The following is a 22305-nucleotide window of genomic DNA, read 5'->3' on the forward strand; positions in this document are numbered from 1 at the left end:
AGTATGCAACCAAAAATCCCTCTTGCTGAATTATTAAGACCTACGCATTGGAGTGAGGTGATCGGGCAAGAACATTTATTAGGACCTGGGAAGCCATTACAGTTAGCGTTTGAATCAGGTGTGCCGCATTCGATGATCCTATGGGGGCCACCAGGTGTAGGCAAGACAACATTAGCGAGATTAAGTGCTAAGGCTTTTGATTGCGAATGGATAGCGCTTTCAGCCGTCTTCTCTGGTGTTAAAGATATCCGAGCAGCAATTGAGCAAGCTAAACAACATTTAGAACAAAACCGACAAACCATATTATTTATCGATGAAATCCATCGCTTCAACAAGTCCCAACAGGATGCGTTGCTACCGTTTACGGAATCTGGGCTGATTACGATTATTGGAGCGACTACGGAGAATCCGTCGTTTGAGGTGATCTCAGCGCTGCTTTCACGGGCGCAAGTGTATGTCTTAAACGCTTTGAGGGAAACAGATCTTAAAGCCTTGTTGCAGCGTGCACAGCAAAAGGTCCTTTCTCATCTGCAATTTAAGGAAGAGGCTATTCATCACTTGGTAGCCTATGCGGATGGTGATGCTCGTCGCTTACTTAATTTATTGGAGCAAATTAGCACGGCTGCTGAGGCTTTGGGTGTGGCAGAGGTGACGGTTGATCTGATTCGCAATGCATTAAGTCCGGCAAATCGACGCTTCGATAAAGGCGGAGAAAATTTTTATGATCAAATTTCAGCATTGCATAAGTCTGTCCGCGGCTCCCATCCAGATGCTGCTTTATATTGGTTATGCCGCATGTTGGATGGTGGGGTAGATCCCCTTTATCTGGCTCGCAGAATCATAAGAATGGCTTGGGAGGATATTGGTTTAGCCGATCCTCGCGCCATACAATTGGCCAATGAAGCTGCTGTCACCTATGAGCGCTTAGGATCTCCTGAGGGTGAATTGGCTTTAGGTCAAGCAGTGATTTACCTTGCGATAGCCCCTAAAAGTAATGCCGGTTACACAGCCTTTAATCAAGCTATGGCTTTTGTAAAACAGGATAAATCCCGTGAAGTGCCACTCCATCTTCGTAATGCCCCGACGCGTTTAATGAAGCAATTGGGTTATGGGCATGAGTATCGTTATGCTCACGATGAGCCCAATGCTTATGCAGCAGGTGAGACTTATCTTCCTGAAGGAATGCCGGAACCTCGTTGGTATGATCCTACCTCTAGGGGGCTAGAAATAAAAATTGCTGAGAAGATGGCATTTTTAAGAAAATTAGATAAAGAAGCAGCCAAGAAATAGGGAGTGTTTACCAAACTGCGTCATTCACGCGTAGGCGGGGAGCCAACTTGATTAAAGCCTCGTGCTACTCCAGAATGGATTCCCACCTACGCAGGAATGACTCAGTAATGAACAGCCTAAGAAATAACGAGCACTACTAAAGGGATTTATAATGCAATCTGCGATCACTGCAATCGGAACCGCAACCCCTCCTTATAAACGAGACCAACGTGAAATCGCAGACCTCATCTGCCAAGGCTTTAAGTTAAAGCCTGCTGAGAGGAGGCTCGTAAAGGCCATTTATAAATCCTGCGGGATTCAGCAAAGATATAGTGTTCTAAGTGATTATGGCAAGTCTCCGGAAGAGTTTGATTTTTTGCCCAATGATGCTGATGCTCCTTTGCCAAGCACAGGAGCACGAATGCGGATTTACAAAGATCATGCGTTAACATTAGCGTTGAATGCTATTGAGAATTGTTTAACAGGTCGACCCGATTTCAACAAAAAAGCCATTACTCATCTGATAACAGTGAGCTGCACAGGCATGTATGCTCCTGGCTTGGATATTGAGATCATTCACCACCTGGGATTAAATCCCACAACGCAGCGTACAGCGATTAACTTTATGGGTTGTTATGGAGCCTTTAATGGCATCAAAGTAGCTGATGCAGTGTGTAAAACCAATATCAATGCGAAGGTGTTAGTGGTTTGTATAGAGCTATGCACCATCCATTTTCAGAGAAACCAAACCACAGAAAATATTATCTCTAATGCTATTTTTGCTGATGGTGCGGCGGCAGCGCTAATTGAAGTGAGAGGAAAAACCAAGAGTTATTTAGCATTAGAATCGTTTTACTGTGATTTAATTCCACAAACTCAGGAGGAAATGGCTTGGCATATTTCTGATTCGGGATTTGACATCGTTCTTAGTAGTTATGTACCAGAGATCATAAAGTCTGGTATTGCTATCTTTGCTGAGAATCTCTTGAAAACGGTAAGTTGGTCATTTGTTGATATTGATTACTATGCTATTCATCCAGGAGGTCTTAAGATTTTACAAGCCTGCGAAGAGGCATTAAATATTACGCCTGAGGATAACAATCATTCCTATGCAATATTACGTGAGTTTGGCAACATGTCTTCTGCCACGGTGTTATTTGTTCTAAAACGACTTTGGGCCAATCTCAACGAGAAAGATAATAAAAAAAACATATTTAGCTGCGCTTTTGGACCTGGGTTAACTCTGGAAGCCATGTTATTAAAAGTACATTCTATAACTTAGCAGTAGTACATCATCATGGGTAAAACACAATGAAATTAACAAACCGACGGCTATGGCAGTCAGTTAAGCGCTGGCTTCCGTTAGTGTTCATACTCTGGGGATTTGTGGCATTCTTCAGCCTAGGATTGCAGCGATACTTAAGTTTTCAGAGCTTAAAAGCATACCAATCTCTGTTAATAGAATGGACAAACGCGCATTATTGGCTCGCTAGCCTAACCTACATCGGAATTTATACGATTGCAGTCGCCATTTCAGTACCGGGTGCTGTTTTTCTGACGTTGGCCGGTGGATTTTTATTCGGCCCTATTTGGGGCAGCCTTTTTGTGGTTTTTAGCGCAACATTAGGCGCAAGTTTCTTGTTTTTTGCGGTAAAAACGGCGCTGGGTGACTCATTAGCTAAACGTGCATCTAGTTGGGTTCATCGCATGCGTGATGGATTTAATCAAAATGCGTTTTCGTATTTATTAGTATTGCGCTTAATTCCTTTGTTTCCTTTTTGGGTGGTGAATATTGTCCCAGCACTGTTAGGTGTTCAGGCTAAAACATTTGTTTTGGCCACATTTATCGGAATTATTCCAGGTTCCGTAGTATATGTGTTCGTTGGTAGTGGATTAAGCCATGTGTTCGCAACCAACCAAACCCCAAATTTAGGGATTATTTTTGATCCTCATGTGTTGCTCCCACTCCTGGGTTTAGCAACGTTATCATTGCTACCGGTGCTCTATCGAATACTCTTAAGAAAACGAAAGGGAGTTAAATCATGAACCAGACAATTCGTTTTGATTTGGCCATCATTGGAGCTGGTCCCGGTGGGTTGAGTTTGGCGTCAGGCGCTTCTCAATTAGGGTTAAACGTCGTTTTAATTGAGTCGAACAAGATGGGCGGTGACTGTTTGAACACAGGTTGCGTTCCCTCCAAATCGTTGCTTGCAGCAGCAAAATCCATTTATCAAGCTCGCCATCAAGCCCGATATTTCGGCGCGGAAGGATCGCTAAAAACCATTAATTTTCATCAAGTGATGAGTCATGTGAGCCGTGTCATTGAAACAATTGCAGAGCATGACTCCGTTGAGCGTTTTGAATCCTTGGGTGTTCAAGTCATCCGGGGTCATGCTCAGTTTCTATCGCCAGATACACTTCAAGCGGGTGATGTGCGCATAAAAGCCAAGCGATTTGTCATTGCAACCGGCTCAATCCCGTTCGTGCCGCCCATCCAGGGGATTGAGTCCATCCCTTATGAGACGAATGAAACCATTTTTAACCTTCAGACATTGCCTAAACATTTAATGGTCATCGGTGGTGGTCCTATTGGTTGCGAGCTGGCTCAAGCATTTGCGATGCTTGGTAGTGAAGTCTCTATCATTGAAGCAATGACCATTCTGCCTAAAGATGATCGGGATTGTGTAGCCATTGTAAAGCATCAACTGGAAGAAACAGGTGTTAGGTTTTATGAACAATCGCAAGTCAATCTTATTGCAAATCTAAAATCAGGAATTGATGTACAAATCGAAACACCTAAGGGAGTATGCACATTGACAGGCTCTCATGTGTTGGTGGCAACAGGACGACGCCCTAATATTGCTCAATTGGATTTGGATAAGGCGGGTGTTCGTTATTCCGCAAAAGGCATTGAGGTTAATGCCCGACTACAAACGACGAATAAACATATTTATGCCATTGGCGATGTAGCAAGCCCTTACCAATTCACACATATGGCAAGCTATCATGCGGGTATTGTGTTGCGCAATATCGTCTTTAAACTGCCAGCTAAAATCAATCATCAAGCCATACCTTGGGTTACATACACCTACCCTGAACTTGCTCATGTAGGCAAAACGGATTCGGAAGTTAACGATGATACAAATTATCAAACGACTGAATGGTTATTTAAAGACAACGATCGGGCGCAAACTGAGAAAGAAACCCTAGGGAAAATTAAAATCGTGACCAATAAAAAAGGTCGAATTGTTGCTGCTACCATCGTCGGTGCACATGCTGGCGAATTGATTCTCCCTTGGGTGATAGCTGTTCGTGAGAGTAAATCCTTACGAAGTTTTACCGATGTGATCGTCCCTTATCCCACGCTGAGTGAAGTGAGTAAACAAGTAGCTGGGGAGTTTTATAAGCCCAAACTGTTTTCTAATACGACGCGCAGGTTGGTCTTTTGGCTGCAAAAACTGTGGTGGTGATTAGAGGACAATGGCGTTAAGTTAAGGAGTGTTTGTCCCAATTTCACACCCCGTTCGGGCTGAGGAGGTGCGCAGCACCGTCTCGAAACCTCTTTAGTAAAGGCTTTAAAGGCTTCGAGACGGCGTAAACGCCTCCTCAGCCCGAACCGGTTAGAAATTAAGCTTAACTTAACGCCATTAGAGGATAGATAGAAACCTGTGTCAAAAAAACATCACTCAAATACGATACTAATTATTTCTAATCGAGCTCATAGTGTTTAATTTTTCTGTGCGCGAGCTAATTTGCGATACAAAAAAGTCAGTATAGGTGGAAGAAGAGAAAGCACAATGATGCCATAAATGACTAAGGTAAAGTTGTTTTTAATAAAAGGCAGTCCCCCTACAAAATAGCCCAAAAAGAGCAGGCTACCAATCCACAGCGTAGCACTGGCTATATTATAGAGAAAAAAATGCGAGCGCTTCATATAACCTATTCCAGCGATAAAAGGAGCAAAGGTACGGATAATGGGAATAAAGCGAGCAAAGATTATCGTTTTACCTCCATGCTTTTCATAAAAATGATGCGTTTTCATCAAATACTTTTTGTTCAGAAAACGTGATTTATCACTGGTAAAGACCTGAGGACCTATGACTCTTCCGAAAAAATAATTAAGTTGGTTACCGATGATGGAAGCAATGACGAGCAAGGTAAAAAGGAGAACGATATCCAAGGATGCACTAGACTGAGCTGCAATACTTCCGCTAGCGAAAAGAAGGGAGTCGCCAGGAAGAAAGGGTAGGATAACAAGACCAGTTTCACAAAAAATAATCAAGAATAACACTAGATAAGTCCAGGCACCATATTGAGAAACAAAGGAAAAAAGATAAGAATCAAGATGTAAAATAGTGTTGCAAATAAGATGTAGTTGTTCCATGGTGCACAAATAGTGAAAAGCTCAAGTTAATGCTATTTTTATTTTTAGTTAAAATTTTGTTACAGTCTTAATAGACGACTAACAGCCTAGCACTCATGCAGACTAAGAATCAACATAAAGAATCTATTAATTTACCGGAGCAAGATATTCTTGCCTGTTTACCTTGTGGTCTTTTGGTCTTGAACACCCAAGGACGCATCGTTTGGTTAAATTCAGCTGCAGAGGGGTTGTTAGGTTCTAACCTGCAGGGAGCTGCATGGCGGGATGTGATTGATCAAGTTTTTGCACCACGGGAAGATGATGGTCATGAAGTGTCACTTGTGGATGGTCGTAGGGTAAGGGTTGCTATTTCTTCTATCGATAGTTTACCTGGTCAGTTGGTGACCTTAACTGATTTAACTGCTACGCGCGCCTATGAGCAAGCCAGGGCGAATCAACATCGCTTGATTGCCATTGGACGAATGACAGCGCAATTGGCGCATCAGATTAGAACGCCTTTATCCTCAGCAATTCTTTATACAGAGCACTTAGGTATGCACCCCTCTATGGATGCTCGTTGTTTACAATGGATAGCTCGCTTGCAGGAATGCCACGCCAGTATAGAGCAACAGATCCATGATTTACTGCTATTTGCAAGAGGCGAAACCATTGAGCCCACATTGACAGAGATTCAAGAGTGGACGAAGGAGTTGTTAGCAAGAGCAAAGCACCTAATTGCAGCCCATTCCGCGGAATTAACTGTCGATAATACTTTAGGAGAACGTAAGATCTCACTTCATGCTGAATCACTAACAGGTGCTCTATTGAATTTGATAATCAATGCCCTACAGGCTAAAGCCACTCATCTCACGTTGACGATTCAGCAAATTGGTGAAAAAGGTGTGCAATTAAAAGTAGCAGATAATGGTGTGGGAATGTCAGATGAAGTTAAATCTCAGGCCTTTGCTCCTTTTTTTACAACAAAGGCTCAAGGTACAGGATTGGGCCTGGCTGTTGTTAATGCAGTGGTAAAAGCACATGGTGGAGAGGTAACATTAGATTCTTTGTCAGGAAAAGGGAGTTGTGTCACGATTAATCTACCGGGATAATGGTACTTTAAACGTAATTACTTGCTCACTCCCGACTTCCCGCGGCTTGGCCGCGGGATTCATAGCTCTGGCAAGTTCGCTGGATCCCGCGGTCAAGCCGCGGGAAGTTGGCGACATAGGGAGCGAGCAGTTACCTTAAACAGAGGATTATACCTATGAGTGATGTATTAATCGTTGAAGATGACCCTGTTTTAAGAGAAGCTCTGGCAGAGACAATGAATCTTGCCGGGCACTCATACTTGGCGGCGAAAGATGGTAAAGAAGCTTTAGCCATGCTTGAACGTCACAGTCCGGCTATTGTGCTCAGTGACATTCGCATGGATAAAATCGATGGGCAACAACTATTGGCAGAGATTCAGCGTCGAAATCCTGGTGTTCCGGTCATCTTGATGACTGCTCATGGTTCTGTCGAAGACGCAGTGACCGCCATGCGAAATGGAGCAGTTGATTATTTGCAAAAACCATTTAGTGCTCACTCACTGACCGAAAAAATAAACCGCTATATTAAACCGCTAACGGATGATGACAGTCAGCCTGTGGCGCAAGATCCAAAAAGCCAAGCGTTATTGTCCATGACCCTACGAGTCGCACAGTCTGATGTTGGGGTTATGATTAGCGGTGAAAGTGGGACTGGTAAAGAGGTTCTTGCTCATTTCATCCATGATCATTCCCCGCGAAAACAGCATCCTTTTATTGCTATCAATTGCGCAGCGATTCCTGAGCAAATGCTCGAGGCAACATTATTTGGCTATGAAAAAGGAGCATTTACCGGGGCCTATAAATCCACACCAGGTAAATTTGAGCAAGCTCAAGGGGGAACCTTGCTTCTTGATGAGGTAAGTGAGATGAGTTTGGCCTTGCAGGCGAAATTGTTGCGTGTACTACAAGAGAAAGAGGTAGAAAGGATAGGTGCGAATAAACTTATCCAACTGGATGTCAGAGTGATAGCAACGAGTAATAGAAAATTGCTTGATGAAGTAAAAGATGGTCGTTTTCGTGAGGATTTGTTCTATCGCTTAAATGTTTTTCCTCTGCACTGGTTGCCCTTAAGGGAAAGAATTTGTGACATTATTCCGTTAGCTAATTACCTTATTCGTCGTCATTGTCAGAATAATTATCCAGTGATACCGATCTTGAGTGAGGAAGCTAAGCAAGCCCTTTTAGAATATAGTTGGCCAGGAAATGCACGGGAATTAGATAATGTCGTTCAACGTGCATTAGTGTTGCAAACTCATGGGGTTATTGAAGTTCCTCATCTGCAGCTTCCGAAAAACAATGATGGAGCTGTCGCCGCTCGTAAGATGGAGACGAAAAAGATCGAGGGTAAGAGTCTGCAAAATCATGAATTTGAGCTCATCCTACAAACACTGAAAGAGCATAATGGTAACCGTCAACAAGTAGCGGCTATCTTGGGGGTAAGTGAGCGTACGTTGCGTTATAAGCTGGCTAAGATGCGTGAAGAAGGTTATTCCGTGTAGGAACAATACTCATTTTATTTACGCTGCCATAGGTGGCTTGCTAGGAGATGCCATAAAAGGCCAATACCCATCAGACCTAAGCCAAAGATCCAAATCATCATTGGAACCCAAAAGGCCAAAAAAAGACAAGATAGAAGTCCTCCTATAGCAAACGCATTAGGATACAGGCGATCCTCTTTGGCAAGACGCAAAGCGGCGAGATTGGTGATTGAGTAATAAATTAATACCGTAAAGGCACTAAATGCCCAGGTGGTCTCAACGCTACCTGTTAAAGATAGACCGATGATTACGACCCCAATACCAATTACTGCTGCTGACGGCACACGGCCTTCTTCTGAAACATGGCCAAATAGGGGAGGGAGATCTCTTTTACGCCCCATTGCCAGAACCACCCGAGACAATCCCAGAATAAGGTTTAATAAAACTCCTAACATGGCAGTACAGGCTCCTAGAGCTACTAGTTTGCTAAGTCCTGGCGTGCCTATAGAGGTCGCTGCAATCTCAAGAGGGGTTGCTCGACTTTGGGTAACTGCTGCAAGACGAGAAGCTCCGACAGAACCAACTGCAACTGAGCCAACTGTGATGTATAGAAGGGCACTGATAATAAGGGTAATTACAATTGCGCGAGGGATGAAACGTCGTGGATTCTTTACCTCTTCGCCAAGGGTAGCTATGCGTGCGTAACCCGTGTAGGCGACAAACATTAAAGCGGTTGCGTAGAAGAAGCCGCTAAAGCCCTCTTGTTTTGATTGCGGGAAAAAAGGCAGGAGATTCGATGCACCATAACGAAAGAAATCAGGTAACCCAAATAATACGAAGACCAAAAGTGAGACTAATGTCAGCGATACAATAACACTATTTGCCCAATTGGAACGTTTTAGACCACTGAGAACCAGGAGTGTTAATACACCTGTTATGCTGACAGCAATTGGAATGATTGAGATTGAATTAAATCCCAATAAATGCAACAAATAACCCGCAAATCCGAGAGCAGCGGTTGCTGCTGAAGCCATTTTAGCACATAAAAACATCCAGCCAGCTGTGAAACCGAGCCAAGGATGAAGGTAACGATAGCCGTATTCATAGGTTCCGCCACTGACCGCATGACTGGCTGCAAGCTGCGCACTTGAGAAAGCATTACATGTTGCTACAACGGCTGCTAAGGCAATAGCAAGAATAACAGAAGGACCTGCCGCACCGGCAGCTACGCCAATACTCACGAAGACACCCGTACCCACAATAGAACCAAGGCCCATCATGGTTGCTCCCCATACTCCTAATTCGCGCTTCAGTGCCTTTTGTTGTGGGTTGGTCTTCATTATTTTTTCTCAACATTAATTGTTCAATTACTTGATTGCTACTTTAATTGATGAGGTTGTTGCAAAATCCAAGCATCAATAGACCATTGTCCTGCGCTCCTAATCAATAAGTAAATCGAAGCCAGTAACATGCACATTCTGAACTAAACATGGGTTTAGCCACAGTAAGGGCTGGCCAATAATGAACCGCCAATGAGGAGGGCAGCTTTTTTTGAGAAAATTTCGGCGATTTAATAATTCCGATGACATCACTCCTCCCTGAAAATTTATAGTAAATGTCCTATTTTATTAGTTATTTGATCATGGATGAGGGGGATGGCAATAATAGTAAATTGTTCTTTATTCGGTCCATAATACCAAAAAATCCGATAGGCTACAGGCGTATTATTTTCTGCATATGCCTCAAATACCTCTTCACCAGAGGGACCTTGCAAAGAAGAATATTTATGAGTATTCAAACCTGGGTACGGAGGATTTCTTTCCAAATAACCTAATGCTTTTCTGACTGCTTTAAAGCGCTTATGTAAAGATGGATCATTCGCTAAAAGATCAAAATCTTGGCTTGCCTGTGTAGTGAATAATAGTTTAAACATTCACTACTCGATTTCATCGTCAGCAAATTGGGAAAAGCTACCTTTATCAATCAGCTCTTTATTTTTTGCTTGAGTTAATCCTGTCTGTACTTTTTGTAAGGCTGAGGTATTTTCAAAAAGCCATTTCTCTTTCGCAGGAATTTCGACAAAAGGCTCTAAAATAACGGTACCATTTGGTTCTTGGTGCATAGCATAACCGCTAATGCCTCTAGCTATGGAACCTAAGGTTATACGTCCTTTAGAGTCTGGTCGTAACATTTTTGCGGTCATAGAGTTCTCCAATAATGCTTTTTATAGTAGTATGCTACAAGGTGGGGATTATTCCAATATGGGAATATTATAATGTGGGATTGGAGCTATCATTTAAGTTTCTTCAAGCAAAGGCCCAACTTTATGCCTAAAATCAAGGCTTTCAGCTCAAGATGACGAAAGGCTTCTAATTTCAGTAAAAATGAAGGAAAAACGGGGCAAATTAGAAAGAAATTGATAAGTACACGTAAAAGCGTGGTATAGTAAAGGTTTGTAATTAACTGAACAAGCGCGGTGAATAAATTTCTCAAACGTTGCTGGATGCCTTTAGCTATCCTAATTATTACTGCCGCGGTAATTTCCAGCCTTTTTCGTGCCTTAACTCCATGGGCAAAACAATACAAAACGGAAATCGAGCAGCATTTATCAACATTGCTTGGCGAACCTGTAAGCATACGGACCATGGAAACAGGTTGGTATTGGTTTGAACCTGTTATCAAATTAAACCAAGTTGCAGTTCTGGATGGCACAAAGACAGTCATTAAATTAAATAAGCTATTTGTGGGTATTAACTTATTTAGCTCTTTGTGGCATTGGCAAATTCAACCTGGAGTGCTGTTTATCGATGATCTGCATTTGAGCTTACATCAAACAGCTCAAGGCTGGCAGGTGGATGGCGTTACCAATAAACAAAATATGGCCATGGATGCAGCGTCCTTAAAACCCGTCTTGTCATGGGTACTAGCACAACAGAAGATAATTATCAAAGAGTTATCCGCCCATGTTTATCTTTTAGATGGTAGTGTTATTCCCTTGGATGATCTGAAGTTTACCATTGCCAATCGTTCTGGACGTTATCGTATCAAAGGTGAAGCTCATCTTAATCAAGCGATCCCAACAAAGTTTGAATTACTCGCCGATCTCAGGTTGGATTCCGAGCATTTAAATTGGGCTTCAGGGCAAGCTTTTTTCTCTGTTCAAGATCTCTTACCCAATCAATGGCAAAAATTTTTCCCGCAATCGCGCCTCAAGCTAAACGGAGGTAGAGGCGATATCCAATTATGGACTGATTTTAAGAAGGGAAAATTTGCAAATGTCCAGGGAATATTCCATTTTCACCATTTGTCATTCACGGACGGTAATCTTAAAAAAGATCAATTTATACAATCTTTGAAAGCTAATCTAGCCTGGAATCCTACAAAGGATGGTTGGCAATTATCTGGGGATCATATTGGCTTGCGTTTGGCTGGCACTTCTTGGCCAGAAAATTCCCTATTGATACGATACCAAGAAGATAAGCAAGATTATTTTATCTATGTAAAAAATATCCTACTACAATCCTTATTTGACAGTGCTGTCGCCTGGCCAGGGGTAATCGACTTCTTTCAAAACTCTACTGCAACGGAGGGATGCTTTCTCGCTGCAGCGCTCGAATCCTCGTATACTGACATATACACTGCGGCCCTGTGCCCCGTTTCTGCAGCGAATTCCGAAAAAGGTCTATTGAATAATGTCTTGACTAGCAAGCCTCATGGTGAACTGCATGACACACAGCTTAAGTTAAATGGCAGTGGGTTGCATTATGTCCTCACCAGATTTGCTCATTTAGGTTGGTTGCCAAACAATAGCCGCCCAGGAGTAGAGAATCTTGACGGTGTGCTCCATTGGCAGCCAAATGAAGGACGTTTGGAAATTGATAGTAATAATACGGTTCTTGTCCCTGAGAAGCAGACACCCATTACTTTTTCTATGATCAATGCTGTGATTGACTGGAAGGAGTTAGAGAATGGCTTACGAGTGAGTATGGATCGCATTATCTTAAGTCATACTAGTCTATTATTAAGTGCGCAGGGTGTCGCTGATGATGTCTCTCTGAATTCCCTTGGGTCACTGCGTTTGCACGCCCAATTTTCTGCTAAAAATGCAGAAAAATGGTTACCTTATCTCCCATCTAAACGTTTAAAGCCAAAGCTTAATGCTTGGCTGAAAAATGATGTTAAACACATTGACAAAGCAACTGGGGAATTGATCATCAATGGTAATATGGCAGATTTCCCTTTTGATAAACAGCAAGGCATTTTTTCAATAAGAAGTTATTTATCAGGAGTAGACTTGAATTTTGCTCCAAAGTGGCCGATGACACGCGACATTGAAGCGTATCTGAATGTGGATAAACGAACGTTGGAAGCGAATATCGTTCATGCCAATTTGCAGGATGTTATCGTCGAAAAAGGTAATTTACAGGTAAGTGATCTTGGTTTGGATAAAGAAGTGCTATTAGTTCACGCCAAAGCAGAAACGCAGGCCAAAAAAGCTTTAGCCTATGTAAACTTGTCTCCATTAAAGAAAAAATTATCCACACTAAACATGCTGCAAATGCAGGGGCCAATAGAATTAGATCTCCAAGTCGAAGTTCCTCTTTATCCGGAAAATGATGAGGTCTTGGCTTTAGGGAATATCGATTTCAAAAATAACAATGTGAAGGTTCATCACAGTTTAGATGATGTGGAACTCAACAATCTAAATGGTAACTTACAATTTGATGAGAGAAGCATTCTTGGCAGTAACCTTAAAGCCAATCTTTTAGGCAATCCAGTCAGCTTATTAATCAAATCCATCCGTACGCCAACGCCCTCTACAGAAGTCAGAATTAAAGGACAAACGGATATTTCCGTATTGCGAGATAAATTTAAACTGCCTATTTTTTCTCTTATGCATGGGTCTTTATGGTTAGAGAGTTTGCTTATTCTGACTGATGAACCAAGGGACCTGGATCATTTGCAAGTGCAAACGTCTTTGCGTGGATTAGCTATCGACTTGCCATCGCCTCTAGGAAAAATGGCTGATGACACGACACCGCTAACAGTCAATCTCGATTTTAATGCCAAAAAAGGGGTCAGATTAAGATTTGATTATAATAATCGCCTAAGTAGTGATTTATGGTTTTCAGCTGTAAAGGGCACCTTTGAATTGCAAAAAGGAAAAATTATATTAGGTAATCCTAATATTACGGAATATACGGAATATGAACAGCGCCATGGTCTGCAAATTGTGGGATCCTTATCTGATTTTGATTTACAGCAATGGCTCAAGGTGAAGGAAAAAATCAGCAAAAATACCGAGCAGAAAGAGTTGACTGATCTTGTAAATTTTGTGGATATCAAACTTCAGGTAGCGAAAATATTTAACCAAAGTTATAAAGATTTATCTATTAAGGCAGAAAAATTAGAAAAAGGTGAATGGTCTATTCGTTTGCACCAAGAGAATATTGCTGCCAATTTGCGTTATCATCCTGCAAGTAATACTTTGAGAGGTTTGGTTGAGAAATTACATTTGCAACAACAAGAAACAAACCTCCTGAGAGATGGTTCTATTGCCAAATTGAAACCAGCAGATATGCCCAATCTTGATTTGCAGATAGCCTCCCTTGAGCTTGGTGACTTAGAGGTTGGAGAGGTTGCTATCAAAACCACCGCGTTAAAAAATGAGTGGCAAATCAATGATTGTAAGATTAAGTCGCCATCGTATCAGCTTAGTGCAAGAGGTGGTTGGCAGAAAGACGGGAAGGTAAGCACAACAAAACTGCAAGCAGATTTGCACATTACTAACTTGGCAAAAAGTTTAGAAGAATGGAATGTAAGTCCAGTGGTGGCTGCAGACCGAGGAGAGGTTCAATTTCGTGGCGGTTGGTCAGGTCCCATCTATCATTTCTCATTAGCCAAGTTAAATGGAGAAATGGGTATTAGTTTAAAAGATGGGCGAATTACTAATCTAAGCCCAGAAACAGAAGAGAAATTGGGCTTAGGGAAATTGCTAAGTATACTTAGTCTGCAAACGATCCCAAGACGACTTAAATTGGATTTTAGTGACTTATCAGAGGATGGCTATAGTTTTGATGAATTTAATGGCAATTTCAGTATAGCTAATGGGGTAATGACGACCCAAGATAGCTATATCGATGGTCCTGTCGCGTATGCGAGCATGAAAGGTAATTTGGATATTGCTAAGCAATACTATGATCTCGATTTAAAAGTCAATCCTCATATTACCGCCAGTTTGCCTGTTGTTGCAACGATTGCAGGTGGCCCGATTGCTGGGATTGCAACCTGGGTGGCTAGTAAATTAATTAATCATGGTATGCAAAAAATTAGTGGTTATACCTATAAGATCACTGGTCCTTGGAAACAACCTGTGGTTCAGCAAGTGAAGATTATTAAAAAACGCAAGGTATAGCTTGATCTTCAAGTTTTATCGCTTGATGCTTGACTTTTAAAACATCGAATTACCGTGGCTTGACCACGGTAATTCGGTAAAAAATTGAGAGACTGAGTATAAGCCTTTATCCAGATAGGACTAGACATGTGGGATATACTTCTTAAGCGTTATTGGCAAGTTTCTACGTTTAGAGAAAGTCCGGCCAATACCCCTTACTCAATACCCTTGCTGGTTATTGTTGCCCTGTTATTTTTTTTGTTGATGGTGTGGCAATGGTTCATGGTTGATATAAAAGGACAATTTAAACTTGCAACATCAGTTGCTACTGGTATCAGTCTAATAGGAACTTACTTCATCTTTACTTTTCTGATATTAAAGATGAATAGGAAAGCAAACAGGGTTGTGAAGACATTAACCTCTCTTTTGGCAAGTCATTTAATTGTGCATCTATTTGCCATACCCTTGCTACTTGTAACCCCTATACTTGCGAGTGCAAATGTAACGAATACAGCGGCTTTATTGTTAGCAATTATTTATCTGCTGTTGACGTTAGTCTTAACAGCTTGGCAATTCCTAGTGACGGCCCATATCTATAAACATGCGTTAGAGACGGATACCCTTACATCTGTTTTGGCAAGTTTTGGATTGTTGGCCTGTAATGTTTTAATTGTTTCATTTTGGCGGTGAGAAAAACATGCACATACATATTTTAGGGATCAGTGGTACGTTTATGAGCGCTTTGGCGATTTTAGCCAAGGAAGCGGGTTTTAAAGTATCTGGCTGCGATGCTAATTGTTACCCACCGGTGAGTGATCTGTTAACAGCGAAAGGAATTGAATGGTCTGAAGGTTATGAAGATAGTACGCAGGCATTAGAAGCAGATTGTGTGGTTGTTGGTAATGCAATGAAGAGGGGTATGCTTGTGCTTGAGGCTGTACTTAATGCTGGAAAGAATTTTACTTCAGGGCCTCAATGGCTAGCCGAAAATATCTTGCATCGTTATCGTGTCCTAGCAGTTGCTGGTACCCATGGAAAAACAACCACGACATCGATGCTTGCTGTGATCTTGGAGTATGCAGGTTTAAAGCCAGGGTTTCTCATTGGTGGGGTAGCACCTAACTTTAACACAAGTGCGCATTTAGGGGATGGGCCATGGTTTGTCATCGAGGCAGATGAATATGATAGTGCTTTCTTTGATAAACGACCGAAATTGATGCACTATCGTCCTGAGATTGCCATACTAAATAACCTCGAATTTGATCATGCTGACATCTATGCCAATCTTGCAGCCATTCAACAGCAATTTCACTACTATTTGAAAACCATTCCGGGTAAGGGAGTAGTGATTAAGCCTCGAGATGACGTTGCCCTAAACCAAGTTTTGAGTCAAGGTGTTTTTTCTCAAGTGGAAGAATTAGCTTTAAAGGGAGAGGCTACTTGGCGGGCTGAGATCCTGGATGATAGTGGTCAGGCTTTCCGCGTGTGGCATGAAGGGGTGGTGGTCGCAGAAGTACATTGGCCTTTGATCGGTACATTTAATATTGAAAATGGTTTAGCTGCCATGGCAGCAAGTTATCATGCGGGTGTTAAACCTGAAGTTGCTGCACGCGCATTGTCTGAATTTAAACCCGTTAAGCGTCGCTTGGAAGTGAAAGCAGATCGGCATGATATTACCGTTTACGATGATTTTGCTCACCATCCCACAGCAATCACCAAAACAATTCATGCCTTAAAAGGTAGCGCGCGGCATAAGAGGATTTTGGTTGTGCTGGAATTTGCTTCCTACACAATGAAATCGGGTGTTCATTCTGAAGCGATGGCGCAGGCATTAAAAGATGCTGATTACGCCTATATTTTGAATCCTGAGCATTTTAGTCTTGCTCATGTGGTTCAAGATTGGATCTGTCCTTATCAAATCTTGCCGGACACAAATGCCATTGTTCAAGCAGTGCTTGAGGAAGTTCGTGCTGGTGATGCTGTGTTGGTTATGAGTAATCGAGGTTTTAATGGCATTCACAAGCATTTGGTTGCGCAAATTGATTTAAAGTTTAAAGTCTGATTTGATGTTGCAAATTCTTTAGCAGATTGTTATAAAAAAGGAAGGTCCCCAAGGATGATGGCTTTGGGTTAGCAGGCTCGCTGTTTTGTATGCGGGCGAAGTCTTGCAAGGAGCGAACCATGCCAAAATTTCAGAATTTGCAACAGGCTGCAAAAGGGTTCTCAGAGTCATTAAGCCGCACTTCTATACGAAAATATCCAGCTGGTGCACTATTCTTTACTTGCCTTCCCTCGCCTCTAAGTATGCAATCATTAAATGACGCTTACCTGATTGAACAAACCGCCGAGTGTTTAGATTTTTATTCAGGGGCCAATGTGACTGAGGAAGTTAAATATTGGGTCCTGCTCGGGATGTATGTCTATGTTTGGCATCAGTACAACAGCCCATTACAATGGTTTTTAAATAGACCTTTATTGAAATTGGTTCAGGAACACCTTGATGCAGAGTCCTTAAGTGATCTAGGGCCGAGCACTTGTCAAAAAGGTCTTGCAGCATTACAAACGTTTTGTCATTGGATCTTTGAGTATAGGAATCAATACCAACAAATAAATGCCTTATACGAAGCGTTTCCCCATAACATGCAAGGAAATATCCAATTGCAAATGAATAACGGCACTTCGAGCGCTTCGACATGGGGAACCACAATTGCTGATTTAATGACAAAAATAGGTGTTAAAAGCCTTTTTTAAGGAGATCATATGGGCTATATAGTACCAGAATATTCAGACCTACAAAAAAAAACAGATGATCTGGAAGACTATTTTAATCGACTTTGCAAGCGTTACATTTCACTCAGATATGAGGAGCTGCGTAGTAAAGTCACTGCCTTAGAGAAAAAATATGATGAAAAAATAACCAAAAAAACAAGTTGGTTTAGTTTCTCAAACCCTGAGCTACGTCGCGATCAGACGGCATGTATAGCCCAGCTACTGCCAAAGTTGCCTGAAGCGGGAGAAAAAGAGCAGATAAATCTAGCGCAAAATATTTTGCAGGGAGCAATATTTTATCGTTATAAACGGATCACCGTTTCTTATCAGGGTGTGGCGTATTCTTTCCTTGGCTACACTCCGGAAAATAGCGCTTTATCTAGAACGTTAGAAGAAGAATTTCATTTACTGGAATTGGATGATGAAACCTTGGCGACTTGTTGCGAGGCCTATCTAGCTTACTTAAGACAACCAGATAAAAGTAGAACCAATAAGAAAGTTGGGGACCTGTTCCCCTATATTCAGGAGGACGGTGAGTTTTATAAGAAATTAGAACAAGTCATTACTGTTGCAAAGATCGGAGCACAAGCCATAAGGCAGCAATTGCAAATTATCGCCTTCGTTAAATCAGTGGCACATGCTTTACGTGAAACTGACAAAGGTGTCGATGATATTTTCACTGAGCTATCTGAAGTCGTCCTTGAGAAATTAAAGGCAGAACCGTACTTAACAAAACAAGACATTGTCAGTTTACTTAGATCCAAAAAAACACCAAAAAATCAAATCTTTGTGGAGATATTTATCCTTAGTCTACCAAGGCAAGGGGTAACAAAAAGTGGTGTGCAAATTGAGGAGGATTGGATTAAACCTTTTAAGGACTATATGGTTGAGGCCTTGAGCATCACGAGCAACTATGTCTTAATCGGATCTTATGTTATGGCCCTTAGTTTATGTAAAACAGAAAGACCCAAATTAAAAGATGCTCTCAATCATACTCTGGGTGCAAAAGGAGTTAATCAATTGGATGATGATACGATAGCTCTAGCTTTAGAGGCTTTTAAGACTTATGTCGAGATTCCAGGAAGACCAGCGATGGATTGCAAAGCATGGAATCTTGATACAGGAGAGGAGCATATGAGACAGGACTTGATTGAGCTGTATAATCGAGTAATGAAACGTACGGCTAGTCTTGCTTGTTAATTGTGTAAAATGCCCTCGCAACCTACCCTCTCCCACAGGGGGAGAGGGAAAAAAGTGCCTCTCCCCTTTAAGCTGCTTGAAACTGTAAGTGCTCATCTTTCCAGGATATTTTAATCGTATCTCCCGGTTTAAATTTACCTGTGAGCAGATCTTGTGCTAATGGATTTTCAAGTTTTTGCTGAATCGTCCTTTTTAAAGGTCTTGCACCATATACAGGGTCAAATCCTGCTTTTGCTATATGAGCCAAGGACTCAGGTGTAACCTGTAAGGAAATATTTTGCTGCTTAAGTCTTTCCTGCAAATAACCAATTTGAATTGACGCAATAGTGGCGATTTGCTTTTCGTCCAAGGGATGAAAAACCACAGTATCGTCAATTCTGTTAATAAATTCTGGTCGAAAGTGCTGACCAACGATATCCATAACGGCGATTTTAATCTGATTATAATTTAATTTATTTCCCATATCATGGATTAAGGAGGAACCTAAATTAGAGGTCATTACAATCACCGTATTACGAAAATCAACGGTTCTACCTTGACCATCCGTTAAGCGACCATCATCCAGGACTTGCAGGAGTATGTTAAATACGTCGCCATGTGCTTTTTCTATTTCATCCAACAAAATAACAGAATAAGGACGACGACGAATTGCTTCAGTTAAATAGCCACCTTCCTCATAGCCAACATAGCCTGGAGGAGCGCCTATCATTCTTGCAACGGAATGCTTCTCCATAAATTCTGACATATCGATGCGCACCATCGCTTCTTCTGTGTCAAAAAGGAAAGCAGCCAAAGCTTTACAAAGTTCTGTCTTACCCACACCTGTTGGGCCAAGAAATAAGAACGAACCAATGGGTCTTTTGGGATCAGATAAGCCAGCGCGCGAACGTCGAATGGCATTGGCTACAGTGTCAACTGCTTCACTTTGACCAACAACGCGTTTATGTAGTGCCTCTTCCATATGCAACAGTTTTTCTTTTTCACCTTCCAACATTTTGGCAACTGGGATACCTGTCCATTTAGAAACAACTTCTGCGATTTCTTCTTCAGTTACTTTGTTGCGTACCAATTTGGTTTCACTGGTTTCGACCTCTGAGACTTGAGCTAATTGTTTTTCAAGTTCGGGGATACGGCCATACTGTAGTTCTGACATACGTCCTAAATCGCCTGCACGCCGTGCTGTCTCAAGTTCAAGTTTGGCTTGCTCCAATGCTTCTTTAATCTGGGTGGCACCTTGCAAGGTGGCTTTTTCAGCTTTCCAAATTTCTTCAAGATCAGAGTAATTTTTTTCTAACTCTTTGATTAATTGTTCGAGATCTTTGAGACGTTTTTTTGAGGCTTCGTCACTTTCCTTTTTCAAGGCTTCGCGCTCAATTTTTAATTGAATAAGTCTCCTATCCAACTTATCCAGGCTTTCTGGCTTAGAATCAATCTCCATACGAATCTGGCTTGCTGCTTCGTCAATTAAATCAATTGCTTTATCAGGTAATTGTCTATCTGTAATATAGCGATGCGACAAAGTGGCTGCAGAAACAATGGCTGGATCGGTAATCTCTACCCCATGATGAACCTCATAACGTTCTTTCAAACCACGTAAAATAGCGATGGTGTCTTCGACACTGGGCTCATCAACTAATACTTTCTGGAATCGTCGCTCAAGAGCTGCATCTTTTTCAACGTATTGGCGGTATTCATCTAAGGTCGTCGCTCCAATACAATGCAATTCACCGCGAGCCAAGGAAGGTTTTAACATGTTGCCTGCATCCATTGCGCCCTCAGCTTTACCCGCGCCAACCATGGTGTGTAATTCATCAATAAAAAGAATAATCTGTCCTTCTTGCTTGGCAAGATCGTTTAATACAGCTTTTAGACGCTCTTCAAATTCACCACGATATTTAGCCCCTGCTATAAGAGCCCCCATATCCAGTGATAATAAGCGTTTATCTTTTAATCCTTCTGGAACCTCGCCATTCACAATACGTTGTGCCAGACCTTCAACGATGGCGGTTTTACCAACACCAGGTTCACCGATGAGAACAGGATTGTTTTTTGTGCGACGTTGTAAGACCTGGATAGTGCGGCGTATTTCATCATCACGTCCAATCACTGGATCAAGTTTCCCTTGTTCGGCGCGCTCGGTTAAGTCTATTGTGTATTTTTCTAATGCCTGACGCTGCTCTTCGGCACCTGGATCATTGATGGTTTCACCTCCACGGAGGTCATCAATTGCCTTCTCTATGGTTTGTTTATCCGCTCCAGCTTGTTTTAGTAACTTCTGAAGACTACCTTCTTCATTAATCGCAGCCAAGATAAATAGCTCGCTTGAAATGTAGCTATCTTTACGTTGTTGCGCAAATTTATCGGTGAGATTCAATAAACGTCCGAGACTATTTGAGATGTGAATGTCCCCTCCTGTACCAGAAACTTTGGGGAGCTTATCTAAGGCTTGATCGATTAGGGTTCGTAATTGTGACAAGTTGACACCTGCTTTTGTTAGTAAGGGTCTGCAACTGCCCCCTTGTTGATCGAGCAAGGCTTTCATAACGTGTTCGGGTTCAATAAACCCATTATCTCGCCCTAATGCTATTGATTGAGCATCAGCCAAGGCCATTTGAAACTTTGAGGTGAGCTTGTCCATCCGCATAAAAGTAGCCTCTCTAAAATGAGTGTTTAAAATACTTGGTACCTGCCGTAAAATAAGGGTTCATTTATAAAAATCAAGTGGTAATAGCATGCAAATAGAGAGTACCTCATCAACGGATAAACCTGACTCACAAACATTGTTAAATCAAATAGTCATTGAATACATGCGTGAGCAGAAACGCAAACGACGTTGGCGCTGGGTCATACGCAGTATTGTTATTCTTTTTATTGTTCTGTTAATTTATCAAATGTATAGCTACGGCGATGAAGATAAAGCACTAAAACTTAAACCTCATGTTGGCTTAATTGACGTGAATGGAACAATATTCGATACGGAAGGAGCGAGTGCGGAGAATTTTGCCAAGAGCATGCAAACAGCCTATAAAAGTACAGGGTTGAGGGCTTTAATTCTTCGCATCAATAGTCCTGGTGGTAGTCCAGTGCAAGCCGACTATATGTACAATACTTTGCAGTATTATCGTCACAAATACCCAAATATTAAAACCTATGCTGTATGTGTCGATATGTGTGCTTCAGCCGCTTATTATGTAGCCGCTGGCGCTGATGAGATTTATGCCAACCCAGCCAGTATTGTGGGTTCTATTGGGGTGCTCTTTAATGGTTTTGGTTTTGTTGACGCAATGCACAAATTGGGAATCACCAGACGCTTGCAAATTGCAGGGAAGAACAAAGGGTTTCTGGACCCTTTTTCCCCTGAAACACCGCAACAGGTACAACTCTTACAAACGATGCTAGATAATATTCATCAACTATTTATAAGCAGAGTTAAAGAAGGACGCGGTAGTCGACTTCACATTGATGAAGATACTTTTTCTGGTCTCTTCTGGACTGGTGAACAAGCCAAGGCTCGGGGTTTGATAGATGGTTTTGCAAGCAGTGGTCAATTGGCCCGAGAAAAAATGCAACTTGAAAAAGTGGTTGATTACACCTATAAGCCAACGTTATTTGAGCGTTTCTCTAAGAATTTGGGAACGGCTTTTGCTGATCATTTACCTGAAGCCTTGGGGTTAAAGCCAGGGGTAAGGGCTTGAGTTATTGCTATGTGATCGGTACTTTTCCCTCTCCCCTGTGGAGAGGGTA

17 protein-coding genes are annotated in these 22305 nt (G+C 41.9%); 12 read left to right on the forward strand and 5 right to left on the reverse strand.

Annotated elements, in window-relative coordinates; genetic code table 11:
• The first annotated feature begins 3 nt into the window (after positions 1–3).
• From CKV79_RS03875 to CKV79_RS03885, 4 genes are all read left to right on the forward strand, one after another.
• The gene (locus tag CKV79_RS03875; RefSeq protein ID WP_028372915.1) at positions 4–1290 is read left to right on the forward strand and encodes a replication-associated recombination protein A; all 1287 of its coding nucleotides are present in this window, start codon (positions 4–6) and stop codon (positions 1288–1290) included.
• Positions 1291–1441: 151 nt separating this feature from the next.
• Positions 1442–2551 carry a type III polyketide synthase gene (locus CKV79_RS03880; RefSeq protein WP_028372914.1) on the forward strand — a complete coding sequence of 370 codons (1110 nt, stop codon included), beginning with the start codon at positions 1442–1444 and terminating at the stop codon, positions 2549–2551.
• Between the two features lie 29 nt (positions 2552–2580).
• On the forward strand, positions 2581–3315 hold the full coding sequence (locus tag CKV79_RS13995) for a TVP38/TMEM64 family protein (protein ID WP_028372913.1): 735 nt from the start codon (positions 2581–2583) through the stop codon (positions 3313–3315).
• Positions 3312–4739, forward strand: coding sequence for a dihydrolipoyl dehydrogenase family protein (locus CKV79_RS03885; RefSeq protein WP_028372912.1), 1428 nt, complete (start codon positions 3312–3314; stop codon positions 4737–4739). Before CKV79_RS13995 ends, CKV79_RS03885 begins: the two co-directional genes overlap by 4 nt.
• Positions 4740–4996: 257 nt before the next feature.
• On the opposite strand, the gene CKV79_RS03890 is transcribed toward CKV79_RS03885, so the two are convergent.
• Positions 4997–5653 carry a DedA family protein gene (locus tag CKV79_RS03890; RefSeq protein ID WP_028372911.1) on the reverse strand — a complete coding sequence of 219 codons (657 nt, stop codon included), beginning with the start codon at positions 5651–5653 and terminating at the stop codon, positions 4997–4999.
• Between the two features lie 95 nt (positions 5654–5748).
• Between CKV79_RS03890 and CKV79_RS03895 the strand changes: the two genes are divergently transcribed.
• Positions 5749–6741, forward strand: a complete 993-nt coding sequence (locus CKV79_RS03895) for a sensor histidine kinase (RefSeq protein ID WP_028372910.1) — start codon at positions 5749–5751, stop codon at positions 6739–6741.
• 155 nt (positions 6742–6896) lie between these two features.
• Positions 6897–8219, forward strand: a complete 1323-nt coding sequence (locus CKV79_RS03900; protein WP_028372909.1) for a sigma-54-dependent transcriptional regulator — start codon at positions 6897–6899, stop codon at positions 8217–8219.
• 14 nt (positions 8220–8233) lie between these two features.
• Here CKV79_RS03900 and CKV79_RS03905 read toward each other — a convergent pair whose 3' ends face one another.
• The 3 genes from CKV79_RS03905 to CKV79_RS03915 form a co-directional block, all read right to left on the reverse strand.
• Positions 8234–9538, reverse strand: coding sequence for an APC family permease (locus CKV79_RS03905; RefSeq protein ID WP_028372908.1), 1305 nt, complete (start codon positions 9536–9538; stop codon positions 8234–8236).
• A 266-nt stretch (positions 9539–9804) separates the two neighbouring features.
• On the reverse strand, positions 9805–10131 hold the full coding sequence (locus tag CKV79_RS03910; RefSeq protein ID WP_051546120.1) for a hypothetical protein: 327 nt from the start codon (positions 10129–10131) through the stop codon (positions 9805–9807).
• A gap of 3 nt (positions 10132–10134) precedes the next feature.
• Positions 10135–10401 carry a hypothetical protein gene (locus CKV79_RS03915; protein WP_028372907.1) on the reverse strand — a complete coding sequence of 89 codons (267 nt, stop codon included), beginning with the start codon at positions 10399–10401 and terminating at the stop codon, positions 10135–10137.
• A 300-nt stretch (positions 10402–10701) separates the two neighbouring features.
• Between CKV79_RS03915 and CKV79_RS03925 the strand changes: the two genes are divergently transcribed.
• The 5 genes from CKV79_RS03925 (at position 10702) to CKV79_RS03945 (ending at position 18561) form a co-directional block, all read left to right on the forward strand.
• Entirely contained in the window at positions 10702–14613 is a 3912-nt protein-coding gene (locus CKV79_RS03925; RefSeq protein WP_051546122.1) for a YhdP family protein, read from the forward strand.
• Positions 14614–14739: 126 nt separating this feature from the next.
• Positions 14740–15282 carry a hypothetical protein gene (locus tag CKV79_RS03930; protein ID WP_035915255.1) on the forward strand — a complete coding sequence of 181 codons (543 nt, stop codon included), beginning with the start codon at positions 14740–14742 and terminating at the stop codon, positions 15280–15282.
• A gap of 7 nt (positions 15283–15289) precedes the next feature.
• Positions 15290–16654, forward strand: coding sequence for a UDP-N-acetylmuramate:L-alanyl-gamma-D-glutamyl-meso-diaminopimelate ligase (mpl, locus tag CKV79_RS03935; protein WP_028372904.1), 1365 nt, complete (start codon positions 15290–15292; stop codon positions 16652–16654).
• 119 nt (positions 16655–16773) lie between these two features.
• Positions 16774–17343: a hypothetical protein gene (locus tag CKV79_RS03940; RefSeq protein ID WP_028372903.1), complete on the forward strand. Its 570-nt coding sequence runs from the start codon at positions 16774–16776 to the stop codon at positions 17341–17343.
• 9 nt (positions 17344–17352) lie between these two features.
• Positions 17353–18561, forward strand: coding sequence for a hypothetical protein (locus CKV79_RS03945; RefSeq protein ID WP_028372902.1), 1209 nt, complete (start codon positions 17353–17355; stop codon positions 18559–18561).
• Between the two features lie 67 nt (positions 18562–18628).
• Here CKV79_RS03945 and clpB read toward each other — a convergent pair whose 3' ends face one another.
• A complete protein-coding gene (clpB, locus tag CKV79_RS03950; RefSeq protein WP_028372901.1) occupies positions 18629–21205 on the reverse strand; it encodes an ATP-dependent chaperone ClpB in 2577 nt (858 codons plus the stop codon).
• An 88-nt stretch (positions 21206–21293) separates the two neighbouring features.
• Between clpB and CKV79_RS03955 the strand changes: the two genes are divergently transcribed.
• Positions 21294–22256 (forward strand): S49 family peptidase, encoded by a 963-nt coding sequence (locus CKV79_RS03955; RefSeq protein ID WP_028372900.1) that lies wholly within the window; start codon positions 21294–21296, stop codon positions 22254–22256.
• Positions 22257–22305 lie beyond the last annotated feature (49 nt).

This window comes from Legionella lansingensis, from assembly GCF_900187355.1.
Lineage (GTDB): Bacteria > Pseudomonadota > Gammaproteobacteria > Legionellales > Legionellaceae > Tatlockia > Tatlockia lansingensis.

Excerpts from the sequence above, each read along its gene's own strand:
- CKV79_RS03875 (WP_028372915.1), top strand. The coding sequence starts at position 4 with ATGCAACCAAAAATCCCTCTTGCTGAATTATTAAGACCTACGCATTGG.
- CKV79_RS03880 (WP_028372914.1), top strand. The coding sequence starts at position 1,442 with ATGCAATCTGCGATCACTGCAATCGGAACCGCAACCCCTCCTTATAAA.
- CKV79_RS13995 (WP_028372913.1), top strand. The coding sequence starts at position 2,581 with ATGAAATTAACAAACCGACGGCTATGGCAGTCAGTTAAGCGCTGGCTT.
- CKV79_RS03885 (WP_028372912.1), top strand. The coding sequence starts at position 3,312 with ATGAACCAGACAATTCGTTTTGATTTGGCCATCATTGGAGCTGGTCCC.
- CKV79_RS03890 (WP_028372911.1), bottom strand. The coding sequence starts at position 5,653 with ATGGAACAACTACATCTTATTTGCAACACTATTTTACATCTTGATTCT.
- CKV79_RS03895 (WP_028372910.1), top strand. The coding sequence starts at position 5,749 with ATGCAGACTAAGAATCAACATAAAGAATCTATTAATTTACCGGAGCAA.
- CKV79_RS03900 (WP_028372909.1), top strand. The coding sequence starts at position 6,897 with ATGAGTGATGTATTAATCGTTGAAGATGACCCTGTTTTAAGAGAAGCT.
- CKV79_RS03905 (WP_028372908.1), bottom strand. The coding sequence starts at position 9,538 with ATGAAGACCAACCCACAACAAAAGGCACTGAAGCGCGAATTAGGAGTA.
- CKV79_RS03910 (WP_051546120.1), bottom strand. The coding sequence starts at position 10,131 with ATGTTTAAACTATTATTCACTACACAGGCAAGCCAAGATTTTGATCTT.
- CKV79_RS03915 (WP_028372907.1), bottom strand. The coding sequence starts at position 10,401 with ATGACCGCAAAAATGTTACGACCAGACTCTAAAGGACGTATAACCTTA.
- CKV79_RS03925 (WP_051546122.1), top strand. The coding sequence starts at position 10,702 with ATGCCTTTAGCTATCCTAATTATTACTGCCGCGGTAATTTCCAGCCTT.
- CKV79_RS03930 (WP_035915255.1), top strand. The coding sequence starts at position 14,740 with ATGTGGGATATACTTCTTAAGCGTTATTGGCAAGTTTCTACGTTTAGA.
- mpl (WP_028372904.1), top strand. The coding sequence starts at position 15,290 with ATGCACATACATATTTTAGGGATCAGTGGTACGTTTATGAGCGCTTTG.
- CKV79_RS03940 (WP_028372903.1), top strand. The coding sequence starts at position 16,774 with ATGCCAAAATTTCAGAATTTGCAACAGGCTGCAAAAGGGTTCTCAGAG.
- CKV79_RS03945 (WP_028372902.1), top strand. The coding sequence starts at position 17,353 with ATGGGCTATATAGTACCAGAATATTCAGACCTACAAAAAAAAACAGAT.
- clpB (WP_028372901.1), bottom strand. The coding sequence starts at position 21,205 with ATGCGGATGGACAAGCTCACCTCAAAGTTTCAAATGGCCTTGGCTGAT.
- CKV79_RS03955 (WP_028372900.1), top strand. The coding sequence starts at position 21,294 with ATGCAAATAGAGAGTACCTCATCAACGGATAAACCTGACTCACAAACA.